Source organism: Yersinia rochesterensis (genome assembly GCF_003600645.1).
GTDB classification, from domain to species: Bacteria; Pseudomonadota; Gammaproteobacteria; order Enterobacterales; family Enterobacteriaceae; genus Yersinia; species Yersinia rochesterensis.
This window is the reverse complement of record NZ_CP032482.1, coordinates 3658218-3672208: the sequence shown is the minus strand read 5'-3', so window position 1 is coordinate 3672208 and position 13991 is coordinate 3658218. Positions and strand designations below refer to the sequence as shown.

The window sequence follows — 13991 nt, the reverse complement described above, 5'->3', positions numbered from 1 at the left end:
GATTTTATGATGGCTATTCCGGTTCTTTCTGCTTATGACCTCCCTAAAGTGGGGCAATTTCCGGCGAATAAAGTGAATTGGCAGTTTAACCCCGCCCGTGCCGTGTTACTTATCCATGATATGCAGGACTATTTTGTGAGCTTTTATGGTGAAAATAACCATTTGATACAGCAAGTTATCGCAAATATTGCTGCGTTGAGAAATTACTGTAAACAGCAGGGAATACCCGTTATTTATACTGCTCAGCCTAATCATCAAAGTGCTGAGGATCGCGCGCTGCTTAATGATATGTGGGGCGCAGGTTTGAATAATCATCCGGCTAAACAGCGAGTCGTTTCAGAGCTGACACCGGATACGGATGATGAAGTGCTTGTTAAATGGCGATACAGCGCGTTTTACCGCTCACCATTACGCCAAATCATGGCGGATAAGGGCCGTGATCAGTTGGTTATTTGTGGCATTTATGGCCATATCGGCTGCCTGACGACCGCCACAGATGCTTTTATGCAAGATATTCAGCCATTTATGGTCGCCGATGCTATCGCTGATTTCTCTCTGGAAGATCATTTGATGGCACTTAAGTATGTGGCAACGCGCAGCGGGCGGGTGATATTTACCAGTGAAATTGTCGCTAACGTGAACGAAAATGTGCTTATTTTCAGTAAAGAAAAGCTAAAACAGCAATTACTGGCTCTGATTGATGAAAATGCTGATGATTTCGATGAAGACGAAAATCTGATCGATTATGGTCTGAACTCGGTGCATATCATGGCGCTAGCCACACAGTGGCGTCAGCAAGGTATAGAACTGAGTTTTGTCGCGTTAGCCAAGAACCCGAGCTTGAATGGTTGGTGGAAACTGCTGGAGCCACAACTTATTGATCGAGACAAAAATGTGTCATTGGTCGGGGCTGAATAATGGCGACTAATCAGGTTTCGTCCGCGAAAAGTACCTGCGCAATAAACAAAGCGGCGCAGATGGATTTTACTGATAAACGGGTGTGGGTCACTGGGGCAGGGCAGGGTATTGGCTATCAAATTGCCAGCCAGTTTGTCGCGCTGGGTGCAGATGTCGTTGGGTTGGATAAAAGCTTTTCGGCGACACAAAACTTCCCTTTTACCACGGCGTTGCTGGATATTAGCAACCCGCAGCAAGTCGCGTTGGTGTGCCAGCATCTATTGAGCCAGGTTCCGCGTATTGATGTTCTGGTGAATGGTGCCGGGATTCTCCGCATGGCAGAGACTGAGGCGCTGAGTCTCGAAGATTGGCAACAGTGCTTTAATGTGAATGTTTCCGGCGCGTTTTATCTCTTGCGCCAGTTAATCCCACAGTTCAAATGGCAGCGTTTTGGCGCGGTAGTGACTATTGGCTCCAATGCCGCGCATGTGCCGCGCATCCAAATGTCGGCTTATTGTGCTTCTAAAGCAGCATTAACCAGCTTTAGTCATTGCGTTGGATTAGAGTTAGCGGCTTACGGTGTGCGGTGCAATGTGGTCTCCCCCGGCTCTACGGATACCCCGATGCAGCGCGGCATGTGGCACAGTGAAGATGCGCAGCAGCGGACGATTGCCGGTTTTCCACCGCAATATAAATTGGGTATCCCACTGGGGAAAATCGCCACCCCGCAGGAAATTGCCAACACCGTGGTGTTTCTCGCCTCGGATTTAGCCAGCCATATTACTCTGCAAGATATTGTGGTAGACGGCGGCGCGACATTGTCTGCTTGATAGGTATTGTCTGCTTGAGCAGTTATGTTTCATTTCTAAGCGCTTCCTCGTGACACCTCACCGCGATAATTTCTTGTGCGTGGGGTGAGTCGTATCTGGCTATTTACCCTTTCGTATTGCTCTTCATGACGGCACTTGCTGCCGATTTTCACTGTTAATGTTACTTTTCGTGAATAAGATTAAATTTAAACTCATTTAAAATCAGTTGATTGTATCTTTCTCCATTATCTCTTGTTAAATGTTGTGATTTGAATCGCATTTAATTCCCGACTTATCCCTTAGATTTAACTTTAATAAACATTAAATAACTAAAATTAACATTAATATTAATATGCAACACCAACTGCGGTAGTTGACAGGATTATGGCTGACCTTTGTTCCCTGCAAATAATTATAATATGAGGCTTTATTATGTCTGAATCATCAACCGAACCTTTAGTGATACCAAAGGTATTACCGGAGGAGAATCATGCCTATCGTAAAGCGGCATGGCATATTTTACCTTTATTGATGCTGTGTTATGTCATGGCTTATCTTGATCGGGTGAATGTGGGTTTCGCCAAGTTGCAAATGGCTGATGACTTACAATTCTCCGATGCAGTATATGGTTTTGGTGCCGGTATCTTCTTTATTGCCTACTTCTTCCTGGAAATTCCCAGCAACCTGATGTTGCATCGTGTTGGGGCGCGGCTGTGGATTGCGCGCATCATGATAACGTGGGGCATTATTTCGGCGGGGATGGCTTTCGTCACCACGCCGATGTCATTCTATGTGATGCGTTGTTTGTTGGGGATTGCTGAGGCCGGCTTCTATCCGGGGGTAATCCTGTATATTTCTTATTGGTTCCCGAGTAACCGCCGTGGCCGAATGTATGCCTTATTCGCCACCGCAGTGCCATTATCCGGGGTGATTGGTGCACCGCTATCTGGCTGGATAATGGATGCCTTTAATGGTTTCCATGGTTTTGCTGGCTGGCAATGGATGTTTATTCTGGAAGGTATCCCCTCGATACTCATCGGTATTTTGGTGATTTTTAAACTGACGGACAGGATCGCACATGCCAAATGGCTGACTGTTGAAGAGAAAAAAATCCTACAGACCAATATCGATAATGACACACAGCATCATGTCCATAGCAGCCTGAAAGAGATTTTCCTGCAACCCCGAGTCTGGTTGCTCACCCTTATTTATTTCTGCCTGATTTCCGGTTTTTACACCATTGGTTTTTGGTTGCCGACGCTGATTAAAGACAGCGGAGTGACCAATATCTTGTACATCGGTTTATTGAGCGCCATCCCCTATGCGGCGGCGGCTGTGACCATGGTCGTGGTATCACGCAGTGCCGACCGCTTACGGGAACGGCGCTGGCACTTGGCATTAACTGCGACATTGGGTGGAATTGGGATGATCATCTCCGCCAGCTTCAGTGACAACATCATCATCGCCATGGTGGGGTTAACTATAGGAGCTATGGGGGCATTGAGCACTTTACCACTGTTTTGGAGCTTGCCAACGGCCTTCCTTGGTGGCACCGCTGCCGCCGCAGGTATCGCACTGATTAACTCCTGGGGCAACCTGGGGGGCTTCGTCGCACCTTATATGATGGGGTATCTGAAAGATCTGACGCAAAGTACCACCGTCGGGATGTTGATTATTTCCACCATGTTATTTATTGGTGCAGGGTTAGTCTTTTTAGTTCCAGCTAAAACAGTTAACCGCTAACCGCGCAGATAAAAAGGATATGACAATGAACATAATGGTAACGGGTGCTGCGGGTTTTCTGGGGCGTCGATTAATTGAGCATTTACTGACACTGGAGAGTCTGACGGATAGCCAGGGTCATCAGCACAGTATCAATAAAATCATTGCCTGTGATGTGGTGCCGCTGCGTGGGATAGCGAATGAACGGGTGCAGGTCTCTTGTGGTGATATCGCCGATTCATCATGGCTGGCGAATGTTTTTGACCATCAGATTGGCACCGTTTTCCATCTGGCGGCAATTGTCTCCAGTCAAGCAGAAGAGGAATTTGAACTGGGTATGCGCATCAATTTTGATGCCACCCGTGGGCTGCTGGAGCGGGCGCGTCAATTGGGGCATTGCCCTAAAATCATCATTACCAGTTCAGTAGCTGTATTTGGCGGAGAGTTACCGGCAGTGGTGCCCGATGAGCAGGTTTGGGCGCCGCAAAGTTCCTATGGGACGCAAAAAGCATTGAATGATTTATTGCTGGCAGATTATAGCCGTCGGGGATTCGTGGATGGTCGTAGCTTAAGAATGCCGACTATTGTAGTGCGCCCCGGCAAACCTAATCGCGCCGCTTCTAGCTTTGCCAGTGGCATTATTCGTGAGCCATTACAGGGTATTGCAGTAGTTTGCCCTGTTAGCCCACAAACACCCTTGTGGCTGTTATCGCCGAAAATGGCAATTAATAACCTGATTCATGGTCATCAACTGGATGCCAGTCAGCTTAAGTCTGGGCGAGTGATTAATCTGCCTGGGTTATCTGTTCGTGTGCAACAGATAATTGATACATTACGGCGCATTGCAGGTAATGAAGTGGCCGATCTAATTAGGATTCAGAAAGACCCACTCATTGAGAAAATTGTCAATTCCTGGCCTGGAAATTTCGACGCTCGCTACGCTAAATCATTAGGTTTTTGCAGTGATAGGGATATCAACAGCATCATTAATGATTTTATTCTTGGTGATTTACCCCTGAAAGGGCTGAATAATGAGTTGTAGAGATATTAACTTTATATAATAGAAATAATTACCATTAATAATAGTATGGATAATCCATCGGGTTGTGCGGGATACTTAGCATAATCTGGTGGATTTTTATTGTCAGATACAGATTTTTAGCCATAAAGCCGATATAATAACCCTATTCGTAATTATCTCATTAATAATAAAAATATATTTTCATTAGGCTAAATAATATGGTTTTTTTTCGCGGTGTTTTCTTTTTTTTGCTGATGATTATCTCATCTTCATCTTTCGCTATAAACTGCCAGCGAGCAGCAACACCGGTTGAATACACTGTCTGCGGTGATGAAGATCTTCATTGGCTTGATCAGACACTCAGTGATATTTATCAAGCGATGTTAGTGAAATATGATACTGAAACAGTTTATCAGCAGCGGCAAGTATGGGAGAAATCTCTGAACAGTTGCACCAGTAATAACTGTATCCAGCGTGCTTATTTTCAGGGCATTGCCTCTATGTCAGACATTGATGAAAATTTCGACTGGCGTGGTCAATGGTGGAATATCACCAAAGGTAATGACCGGGGTGGTGTTATCAAGGTAACTCGAGTTACGGAGTGGGGATTCAGTATTGATAGCCATGCCTGGTCGGGTGAAAATACCGGTAACTTTAGAGCTGATGCCCGTAAAGTTGAAGGGCTGGCTGTGATTGATCTTATTGAAAATACAGCAAATTGTCGGCTGTTACTGATTCCAATAAAAGATGGTTCTATTCAAGTACACAGCAATGGCAGTTGGGGTTGTCGCATCTCGATGCCCAAAGATGTTTTTATTGATGGGCAATATGTCCGAGCTGAAAAAGATCCACGCGAAATATCGACTTTACTTTCCATTGGTATTTTTACTGATGCCGAGAATGATAAGATTTTCCGTGAGTTAGTCGGTGAACATTATGCCCAATTTATTGCTTCAGCCAATGTCTATATCTATAGCCAAGACAGGGATAATCGAGGCGCAAAAGTATTATCTACGTGGGTGCGAGGGGCTGCAAATAAACGAGCGTCGATAATTATGTATAATCGTAGCGGTTTGATGTGGGCCGCATATATTGCACCTGACAAGAATGGAAGCCTGCGAGTTCATTATTTTACTAATGTGCCTGAAGACAAAGATAAAAGACCTAAAACTATTGTCGAATGGCAACAAACCTTTATGGATAACTGATATATCTTGCTGGTGAAGGTCGCCGAAGAGCGGGCGGGGTGCTCTTATTCCGACTCAATTAATTGAGTCAGGGCCTATGATTCGCGACAGGAATTTTAAGTATATAAAAAATGGCCAGGGTGTCGAGCAATGAGTGTCGACACCCTGGCCATTTTTATAATGATAATTAACAATATTTTTATTCTAACGTCCCAATCACGTTCAATGACATATCATCAGGTATTTCGTTATAAGACAATACGTTAAGCCCATTGCAGAATAATCGTGCATAGCGTGCAATCAAGGGGCGTAATTGCGGAGTGACCAATAAAATAGGTTGGTGATTCTCCGCTTTCATTTGTTCTTTAATGATAGGCATATTCTGTTGTAGCTGGGTCAGAATATTTGGGTCGACAGGGAAATTATCCAAGACGATCTTTCCTGCTTGCTGTGCCTGATTGAGTGAGCCAAGCAACATATTCTCCAATGCATTATTAATGGTATAAACCGACAGGTTTTTATCATCGCCATTGATGCTATTGACGATCCCGGTGCGCAACGCGTACCGCACATCGGAGGTCAATAAAAGTGAGTCTTTCGTCACATTGGCACTGTCTAATAATGTGGTTGCGATGGTCACAATATCTTTAAGGGAGACATTTTCGATTAATAATTGCCGATAGACTTTTAATAACTCACTAAAATTAAATGCCGCAGCAAAATCTTCCGCTAGTCGAGGTGACAATGACTCCAGCCGTTGGTGTAATTGTGTTATATCGTCGTAATTAAATAACACTGGCAGGTGTTCCCGTGCCACTTTATTGACATGAGTTGCTACCACACTGGCACAATCGACTATTTGATAGCCAAAGTTTAAGGCATTCGCCTTATTTTGTGGCTCTATCCACACCACCGCCAGGCCATAAGTGGGATCTATCGACAAAACACCATCGACTTCCCCGTATTGTTCCGTAGTTGGAATTGCCATTAGCTTATCAATATAAATTTCACCGCCCGCGACTTTGACGCCATTAACATTAATAGTGTACTGAGAGGGCTTTAAACGAAAATTCTCCCGCACTTTAACTTCGGGCAATATGATTCCGCAGGTTTCCGAGATAATTTGGCGCACACCACGCAGCCGCTGGATTAATGGCCGATCTTTCGCTTCGTCAACCAGTGTCACTAATTTATAACCAAGATTCAGGCCGATAGGTTCTACGACGGGTATATTATCCCAATTAATATTGAGTGAGTTATCTTCTGAAATTGCTTGGTTGAGGGTTGTAAGATCGGGTTCAATATTCGCTTGCTGTATTTTTTTACTTTGCTGCCAAGCGGCGAACAGGAGTAATCCGGTGAAGCTGAGAAAGGCAAGATGGGGCATCCCCGGCACAATGGCGAGAATGAACATCACAAATGCCGCAGCATATAAAATGGTCGGTTTTGCTAATAACTGATCTTTAATTTCATCAGTCATATCACCGCCATCACTCACCCGGGTGACAATAATTGCCGCGGCAGTGGCTAATAACAGTGAAGGAATTTGCGCGACCAAACCATCACCAATGGTCAGTAATACATATTGCTGGAATGACTGGCTGGCACTGAGGTCGTATTTAAAAATTCCGATACAAATGCCGCCGATCACATTGATCACCAGAATCATAATACCGGCGATAGCATCACCACGAACAAACTTGGATGCGCCATCCATTGCCCCGTAGAAGTCGGCTTCGCTGGCAACTTCTTTACGGCGTAGGCGGGCTTGTTCCTGATTGATTAATCCGGCGTTAAGGTCGGCATCAATAGCCATCTGCTTGCCCGGTAGTGCATCTAATGTAAAGCGGGCGGAAACCTCAGAAATTCGCTCGGCACCTTTCGTCACGACGACAAAGTTGATGATCATTAGGATGATAAACACCACGAAACCAACAACAAAGTTACCACCAATGACCACTTGGCCAAAAGCTTCAATCACTTTACCGGCAGCACCAACACCTTCATGACCATTGAGTAACACCACTCGTGTTGACGCCACATTTAATGTTAAGCGCATTAAGGTGGCAATCAGTAATACAGTCGGAAATATTGCAAAATCAAGTGGACGTTTACTGTTTACGCTGACCAATAAAACTAATACAGATAACACAATGTTAAAGGTAAATAAAATATCCAATACAATAGGTGATAGCGGCAAAATGACCATTGCCAACATGCAAAGGATTAATATTGGAACAGTAACATGCATATCTCTTACTATATGAGCAAGATAACTAAACTTATTTTTCATCATGGAATTTCTGCATCTCTTTGGGAATACCAAGGTAAGTATTTAATACCGGTTTATTAGCCAGACCAGATCGCCAAGACTTGACCTGCATTACATAGGTCAATACCTGAGCGATGGCGCGATACAACTGGGCTGGAACCTGTTGATTGACCTTGGTGGTATGGTAAATAGCACGAGCTAAAGGAGGGAATTCAACAATTTCAATATCATTATTCTTAGCCACAGTCCGAATGTATAATGCAATATCATCCTTCCCTTTTGCGATAATATAAGGTGCGCTGGCTTTCTCTGGGGCGTATTTTAATGCTACTGAAAAATGTGTTGGGTTAGTAATAATAACATCAGCATTTGGGACGGTTTTATTAATTTGCCCCATGGCAAACTGCCGTTGTAATTGGCGAACTCTATTTTTAATTTCTGGATTACCATCATTACTTTTGTGTTCTAATTTCACCTCCTGCTTAGTCATTTTCATTTTCTTGGTGAAAAGATATTTGCTAAGTGGAATATCGATCGCGGCAAAAATCACAATAATGGCGATGAAATAAACCAAAATTCCGTGATATAAAATAAATCCTTCAGTGATCGCTTCCTGTAGCGGCAATGCCTGTAAACGCAATAAATCGGCCAGCGAGTTATTGACCATCAGGTATAAGGTATAAAGCACGATGCTGCACTTACCGAGCATCTTCAAGACTTCGGTACCATTACTGGCGGAAAATATCTTTTTAATTCCTGCCAATGGACTGAGTTTTTTAAAGTCAGGGATTAATTTTACCGGTGTGAAATTCCAACCGCCAGGAACTAAGGTTGCCAATATACTGACCAGTGGAATCGGGGCTAGCGTAAGCAAGAACTTGAAAAAGATAAACAGGTTGGTCAGCAGTAATTGTTCCAGTGCTGTGGGGTCATCTATTCTGCCCGCTGTACGGCCAACAGCTAAAAATGACTCACGAATCAACTCTTTGTAATAGGGTAAAAATAGCGTCAGGGTGACTAATGATGTCACTAATCCGGCCGCCATAGTGACATCTTTGGAGCGCGGAATATCCCCTTTCTTTCTCGCTTTGGTCAGTTTACCGCTGGTGGGTTTTTCACTTTTCTCTCCGCTGCTGGATGACATCAGTACACCTTCATCCGTTCGAGCTGCGTCAGGATCTCGTTAGTCAAATTGAGATAATGATCCGGCACATTGATGGCCAGTAGCAGTAGGCACAACAGGCCGAACAACATACCTATTGGAAACCCAAGAGAGAAAAGATTCAAGGTCGGAGAAATGCGGTTCAACAAACCGAAAGAACCTTGCACAATCAGCATGATAAAGGTGGTTGGCAGTGCCAGCAGTGTGGCGGATGACATGATCCAACCTAAGCTTAATGCCAGTGATCGTAAGGAGAAATCATTGATAGCTTCGCCCATCGGCCAACTGATAAAACTTTTATACAGGATAGTGACCAGTAACAAGTGCCCATTCATGGTAAAAAAGATAAGTGTGCTAAAGACAAAAATAATTTGTGAAATAACGGTCGTTGAAGCACCACTGGTTGGGTCATTCATCACCGCCATGCCTAAACCCATATTCATTGATAAAATCTGGCCAGCGGCCTGTAGGGCGGCAAAAGCCAGTTGCAGCATGGAGCCAAATAACCAGCCCCACAGGATTTGTTCGCCAGTCAGCAGCAATGAATTCATCGATAATAACTCACCCAAGATCACCGGCTGGCTGAGCATGGGGGTGATTAAAACCGCCAGCAGCAGCGAGGTGCCAATCTTCGCTTTACGGGGAAAAGCGCGATGCTGGAGAACCGGACAAAAATGAAAAAATGCTAAAATACGCACAAAGGGCAGCCAAAGTGCGAATACCGGCGTGGTGAGTGTTTGAATATCTATTCCCATTGCCTGTTACCCAACCAACTGTGCGGCTTGCTGGAAAATAGCAATGGTGAAGTCACTCAGTTTGGTCATCATCCATTTACCGGCAAAGATCAATACCAGCATGGTCATCACCAAGCGCGGTAGGAAACTGAGGGTTTGCTCATTAATCTGTGTAGTGGCTTGAAAGATACTGACCAATAGCCCGGTTAATAAGCTGGGAATAATGGCAACCACCGAAATGATCAATACCAGATGCAATCCTGCGGCAATAATATCTCCTGCAATATCAGTGGTCATCATGCTATAACCCCTGCACGCTGGCAGTCAGCGTCCCGACAATTAATGTCCAGCCATCGCACAACACAAACAGCATTAATTTAAAGGGTAGCGAAACGATGAGCGGTGACAGCATCATCATCCCCATCGCCATCAAAATACTGGCGACAATCAGGTCGATGACCAGAAAAGGTATGTAAATCATAAAGCCAATCTGGAAAGCAGTTTTCAATTCACTCAGCAGATAAGCGGGAGTCACGACGGTAAGATCTTGCTGTTGCGGCTCGCCACTGACCTGAGCAATATCCATCATCTGATCCAGCGACTTACTGCTGGTTTGTGCCAGCATATAATTCTTGAGGGGGATTTCCGCACGGGCCAGCGCTTGCGGTAAGGTGATTTCATCATTCTGAAAGGGAATGACGGCGTCTTGATGGACTTTAGTCCATACCGGGCGCATCACCAGCAAGGTTAGCGCTAGCGCAATACCGGTCAGCACTTTATTGGGGGGGCTTTGCTGCAATCCCAGCGCCTGGCGTAATATTGCCAGCACGATAATAAAGCGGGTAAAGCAGGTCATCATCAGCATCATGATGGGTAATAGGCCAAGCAGCGTCATCAGAATCAGGGTTTCAATCTTGACGTTGTAATCCTGACCGGCAGCAGTTTGTGCCGTGCTAAACAGGGTTATCCCCCCCTCCTGCGCGAGGAGAAGAGGGGAATACAATAATCCGCTAATAACCAGGCCACTGCTGATGATTTTAGCTGTCATAGTTGGCAGGCGGCTCAAGGTCATAAAGCGAGTTCACCCAGGCTTTGGCTATTGAAGCTGATAATACGCAGGCCATATTTCTCATTGACCACCACGACTTCAGCCTGACCGAACATGATGCCATTGATTTTAATATCTAGTGGCTCGCCGGCCAGTTTATCCAACTCAATAACTGAATCATTATTCACTGACATCAATTCAGAAAGTGGAATATCCACCGAGGCGACTTCCAGTGTTAATGTGACAGGAATACGGCTGAACAGCGATATTTTGCGTTGCTGTTCATACTGGCTGTTATCCACGGCGGGCACTGTAGCCGTAGGGGCAGAAAGTGGTACGCTAGCCTCATTCTCTGGTGTTGAGAAATTAAAATCCAGATCATTGTCGAGTTCAATTAATTGGTCAGTCATGGTTCATCTCATTAGTTTTTTCATTAAATTCAGATAAAAATAGTTTGCCGCGACTCTCAGTAACCACAGCACTAAATAAGGGTTTCTTGCCAATAAATACTGGGAACCTTTCAGGTAGAGAAGCAGGGATAATATCGCCCTCTTTTATTGCCATTAGGTCAAATAATGTGAGTTCACTACAGCTTAACTGGCTGGTAAGCTGAATAGGTAATTGGCTTACCAATTGATTAAATTGTGTTGATGACAATGTCTGAGTTTTCTTTTCTTCTTTGATTCCGGTGTGTAATGTATTAAGCAGCCTGTCGACATGAGGGGTGTCAATAAGTAGTGTAAAACCGATATTCTCATAATCCTTTAACAAAAAATCCATATGATAGGACCAATTAACAATAGGTGTGGAATTATTGTTTTTGATCACCAATGGCTCACCGAATACTGGCTGATTAAGAATCAAATCAGCTATTTCTATGCTTAGTTTGTTTTTTAGTCTATCTTCTGTCTGGGTTTTCGGTGTGTTATCCACAATGGAAACTATGTTCTTTTCTTTAGTTAAACCATAGTAGTCATTAAGAATATTAAGCAGTAGAGTGCGGTCGATATCAAAGGCAATATTCCCTATCTGGCTACTGAGTGTTTGAGCATTCTTGTAATGACAATCTGTTTTGAACTTAATATCCTTTAACGTGATATTGATTCGATATTTTCTTAAAAAATAGAGGCTGATTTGCTTTTCAATTACCGCAAAGTAGCCACCCACGATTTTGGGTATTTTATGATAAGGACGCCCAAGTTTATTAATGTCCAGAGTCATTATTTCCGGTAGCGAGTCCCTGTTGTGAACTCTCGCTTTAGCTTTATTTGGCTTCATGCTTTATCCAAAATCATAGTCCGAATAATTTCTCACGATCTCGTCAGTGGTTATAGGGATGAGTGAGTTACTTATGTTTTCGTTAGGATGTTAATTAAACCTTCTATTGAAAATCAATACAATAGTAATTTCTTTATTAATTTATTTCTTTTTTATTTTTGAATTAATTGTTTTTCAGTAACACAATGATTTTAAAGGTTTAATTTTTTTAATTTTTATTTAATTCCTTTATTTTCAATAGTAAATATATAGTCATTACCCAGCAGGATTTTTGTCTGGACTTCTAATGATTGAATAACAATGAAAGGATCTAATATTTTATTTTCTTGAGATTTAATAATGCCTTTTTATGTGTCGTGTTATTAACTGTTGAATGTGATTTGTTGGCTTTGCTGGAGAGTGGATACATTATGATGAATATGGCTATGGATGTGTTATCTAAAAATGAACATGGTTTTGTTGCTAATGCCCCCTCCAGTGTGAGCGTATTCTCTCTTGCACGTCGGGTGGCAGAATTCAATGTGCCAGTATTAATCACTGGAGAGACCGGAACAGGTAAAGAGTGTGTGGCAAAATATATCCATCATAAAGCGATGGGTGAGAACGCGCCCTATGTTGCAGTAAATTGTGCCGCTATCCCCGAGAGTATGCTGGAAGCTATATTATTCGGTTATGAAAAAGGTGCATTTACTGGGGCTGTTGCCAGTGTTGCCGGTAAATTTGAACAAGCCAATGGCGGTACTTTATTATTGGATGAAATTGGCGACATGCCATTAGCCTTGCAAGTTAAGTTATTGCGCGTGTTGCAAGAACAGGAAGTTGAGCGTTTAGGTAGCCATAAACGTATTCCGCTAGATATTCGTATTATTGCCTCTACCAATAAAGATTTGAGTGTTGAGATTGCAGAAGGACGCTTTCGTCAAGATCTCTATTACCGTTTATCAGTAGTACCTATTCATATCTCACCGCTGCGCGAAAGACCTGAAGATATTATGCCGTTGGTAAGTGCATTTTTTAATAAATATCGTAATTTTCTAGATGTGAAAATCAATATTACCCCACAAGCTCAGTATGAGTTAAAGACGTATTACTGGCCAGGTAATGTTCGCGAGTTGGAGAATGTTATCCAACGCGGAATTATTATGAGCAATGATGGATTAATCGACATTTCACACTTAGGTCTGCCTGCAACAAGAAATCTGTCCGTATCAGAGGGACAATTGGCGGGAGATAAATTGGCAGAAAATAAGCCGGTATTCTCTACTGAAAATATTCAATCCAATCATGGCGAAAGTAACATTAAATTACGCGGACGTTTGGCTCAATACCAATATATCGCGGATTTATTGCAAAGACACCAGGGAAATAAATCTAAAACGGCCGCATTTTTAGGTATTACACCGCGCGCCTTGCGCTATCGGTTGGCCAATATGCGCGAAGACGGTATCGATATTGAGTGTTACTCATAAGAGGAAGAACGATGGATAAAGTTGGAGCTATCACTATGCCAAATATGCAATTGCCGATGATAGCGGAAATGCAACAGATGGCGGCTATAGCCAGCAATAGTGTTGAGTTTGGCACTGCATTACCACAACCCGCGGGCAGTAGTTTGTTCGCTCAGGTTAACGAGGTGAATTCCCCTTCATTTTCCCGGGTGCTTAAAGGCGCGATTAATAGCGTGGATAACTTACAACATGTGGCAAGCGATAAACAGACCGCAATGGATATGGGCGTCAGTGATGATTTAACCGGCACGATGCTAGCAAGTCAGAAAGCCAGTGTGGCTTTCTCAGCGATGGTGCAGGTGCGTAATAAGCTTACCACTGCACTCGACGAAGTCATGAATACTGCGCTGTAG

General features: G+C 43.6%; 14 protein-coding genes. 7 read left to right on the top strand and 7 right to left on the bottom strand.

Features of this window, described 5'->3' with window-relative positions:
• Positions 1-9: 9 nt before the first annotated feature.
• From DXZ79_RS17065 to DXZ79_RS17045, 5 genes are all read left to right on the top strand, one after another.
• Positions 10-918 carry an isochorismatase gene (locus DXZ79_RS17065; protein ID WP_038639083.1) on the top strand — a complete coding sequence of 303 codons (909 nt, stop codon included), beginning with the start codon at positions 10-12 and terminating at the stop codon, positions 916-918.
• The gene (dhbA, locus tag DXZ79_RS17060; RefSeq protein ID WP_230852385.1) at positions 918-1727 is read left to right on the top strand and encodes a 2,3-dihydro-2,3-dihydroxybenzoate dehydrogenase; all 810 of its coding nucleotides are present in this window, start codon (positions 918-920) and stop codon (positions 1725-1727) included. Before DXZ79_RS17065 ends, dhbA begins: the two co-directional genes overlap by 1 nt.
• A gap of 411 nt (positions 1728-2138) precedes the next feature.
• Positions 2139-3449, top strand: a complete 1311-nt coding sequence (locus tag DXZ79_RS17055) for an MFS transporter (protein ID WP_038639086.1) — start codon at positions 2139-2141, stop codon at positions 3447-3449.
• A 25-nt stretch (positions 3450-3474) separates the two neighbouring features.
• The gene (denD, locus tag DXZ79_RS17050) at positions 3475-4470 is read left to right on the top strand and encodes a D-erythronate dehydrogenase (protein ID WP_120011482.1); all 996 of its coding nucleotides are present in this window, start codon (positions 3475-3477) and stop codon (positions 4468-4470) included.
• A 197-nt stretch (positions 4471-4667) separates the two neighbouring features.
• Positions 4668-5657: a lysozyme inhibitor LprI family protein gene (locus tag DXZ79_RS17045; protein WP_038639091.1), complete on the top strand. Its 990-nt coding sequence runs from the start codon at positions 4668-4670 to the stop codon at positions 5655-5657.
• 178 nt (positions 5658-5835) lie between these two features.
• On the opposite strand, the gene DXZ79_RS17040 is transcribed toward DXZ79_RS17045, so the two are convergent.
• Genes DXZ79_RS17040 through DXZ79_RS17010 form a run of 7 tightly spaced genes read right to left on the bottom strand, consistent with a single transcriptional unit; the run spans position 5836 to position 12130 of the window.
• On the bottom strand, positions 5836-7932 hold the full coding sequence (locus DXZ79_RS17040) for a flagellar biosynthesis protein FlhA (protein ID WP_038639095.1): 2097 nt from the start codon (positions 7930-7932) through the stop codon (positions 5836-5838).
• Positions 7919-9052 (bottom strand): flagellar type III secretion system protein FlhB, encoded by a 1134-nt coding sequence (flhB, locus tag DXZ79_RS17035; protein WP_038639098.1) that lies wholly within the window; start codon positions 9050-9052, stop codon positions 7919-7921. Before flhB ends, DXZ79_RS17040 begins: the two co-directional genes overlap by 14 nt.
• Complete coding sequence (fliR, locus tag DXZ79_RS17030; RefSeq protein WP_038639106.1) at positions 9052-9825, bottom strand: flagellar biosynthetic protein FliR; 774 nt, start codon at positions 9823-9825, stop codon at positions 9052-9054. Before fliR ends, flhB begins: the two co-directional genes overlap by 1 nt.
• Before the next feature lie 6 nt (positions 9826-9831).
• Complete coding sequence (fliQ, locus tag DXZ79_RS17025; protein WP_013650415.1) at positions 9832-10104, bottom strand: flagellar biosynthesis protein FliQ; 273 nt, start codon at positions 10102-10104, stop codon at positions 9832-9834.
• Between the two features lies 1 nt (position 10105).
• Positions 10106-10852: a flagellar type III secretion system pore protein FliP gene (gene fliP, locus DXZ79_RS17020; RefSeq protein ID WP_162928785.1), complete on the bottom strand. Its 747-nt coding sequence runs from the start codon at positions 10850-10852 to the stop codon at positions 10106-10108.
• Positions 10853-10872: 20 nt separating this feature from the next.
• A complete protein-coding gene (gene fliN / locus DXZ79_RS17015) occupies positions 10873-11262 on the bottom strand; it encodes a flagellar motor switch protein FliN (RefSeq protein WP_038639111.1) in 390 nt (129 codons plus the stop codon).
• Positions 11255-12130: a FliM/FliN family flagellar motor switch protein gene (locus DXZ79_RS17010; RefSeq protein ID WP_050291943.1), complete on the bottom strand. Its 876-nt coding sequence runs from the start codon at positions 12128-12130 to the stop codon at positions 11255-11257. Before DXZ79_RS17010 ends, fliN begins: the two co-directional genes overlap by 8 nt.
• 410 nt (positions 12131-12540) lie before the next feature.
• Here DXZ79_RS17010 and DXZ79_RS17005 point away from each other — a divergent pair, with 410 nt between their 5' ends.
• Together DXZ79_RS17005 and fliE are read left to right on the top strand one after the other, a co-directional pair.
• Positions 12541-13599: a sigma-54 interaction domain-containing protein gene (locus DXZ79_RS17005; protein ID WP_038639117.1), complete on the top strand. Its 1059-nt coding sequence runs from the start codon at positions 12541-12543 to the stop codon at positions 13597-13599.
• Positions 13600-13610: 11 nt separating this feature from the next.
• A complete protein-coding gene (gene fliE, locus DXZ79_RS17000; protein WP_038639120.1) occupies positions 13611-13991 on the top strand; it encodes a flagellar hook-basal body complex protein FliE in 381 nt (126 codons plus the stop codon).

Coding starts and splice junctions, on each gene's coding strand:
- DXZ79_RS17065 (WP_038639083.1), top strand. CDS start 10: ATGGCTATTCCGGTTCTTTCTGCTTATGACCTCCCTAAAGTGGGGCAA.
- dhbA (WP_230852385.1), top strand. CDS start 918: ATGGCGACTAATCAGGTTTCGTCCGCGAAAAGTACCTGCGCAATAAAC.
- DXZ79_RS17055 (WP_038639086.1), top strand. CDS start 2,139: ATGTCTGAATCATCAACCGAACCTTTAGTGATACCAAAGGTATTACCG.
- denD (WP_120011482.1), top strand. CDS start 3,475: ATGAACATAATGGTAACGGGTGCTGCGGGTTTTCTGGGGCGTCGATTA.
- DXZ79_RS17045 (WP_038639091.1), top strand. CDS start 4,668: ATGGTTTTTTTTCGCGGTGTTTTCTTTTTTTTGCTGATGATTATCTCA.
- DXZ79_RS17040 (WP_038639095.1), bottom strand. CDS start 7,932: ATGATGAAAAATAAGTTTAGTTATCTTGCTCATATAGTAAGAGATATG.
- flhB (WP_038639098.1), bottom strand. CDS start 9,052: ATGTCATCCAGCAGCGGAGAGAAAAGTGAAAAACCCACCAGCGGTAAA.
- fliR (WP_038639106.1), bottom strand. CDS start 9,825: ATGGGAATAGATATTCAAACACTCACCACGCCGGTATTCGCACTTTGG.
- fliQ (WP_013650415.1), bottom strand. CDS start 10,104: ATGATGACCACTGATATTGCAGGAGATATTATTGCCGCAGGATTGCAT.
- fliP (WP_162928785.1), bottom strand. CDS start 10,852: ATGACAGCTAAAATCATCAGCAGTGGCCTGGTTATTAGCGGATTATTG.
- fliN (WP_038639111.1), bottom strand. CDS start 11,262: ATGACTGACCAATTAATTGAACTCGACAATGATCTGGATTTTAATTTC.
- DXZ79_RS17010 (WP_050291943.1), bottom strand. CDS start 12,130: ATGAAGCCAAATAAAGCTAAAGCGAGAGTTCACAACAGGGACTCGCTA.
- DXZ79_RS17005 (WP_038639117.1), top strand. CDS start 12,541: ATGATGAATATGGCTATGGATGTGTTATCTAAAAATGAACATGGTTTT.
- fliE (WP_038639120.1), top strand. CDS start 13,611: ATGGATAAAGTTGGAGCTATCACTATGCCAAATATGCAATTGCCGATG.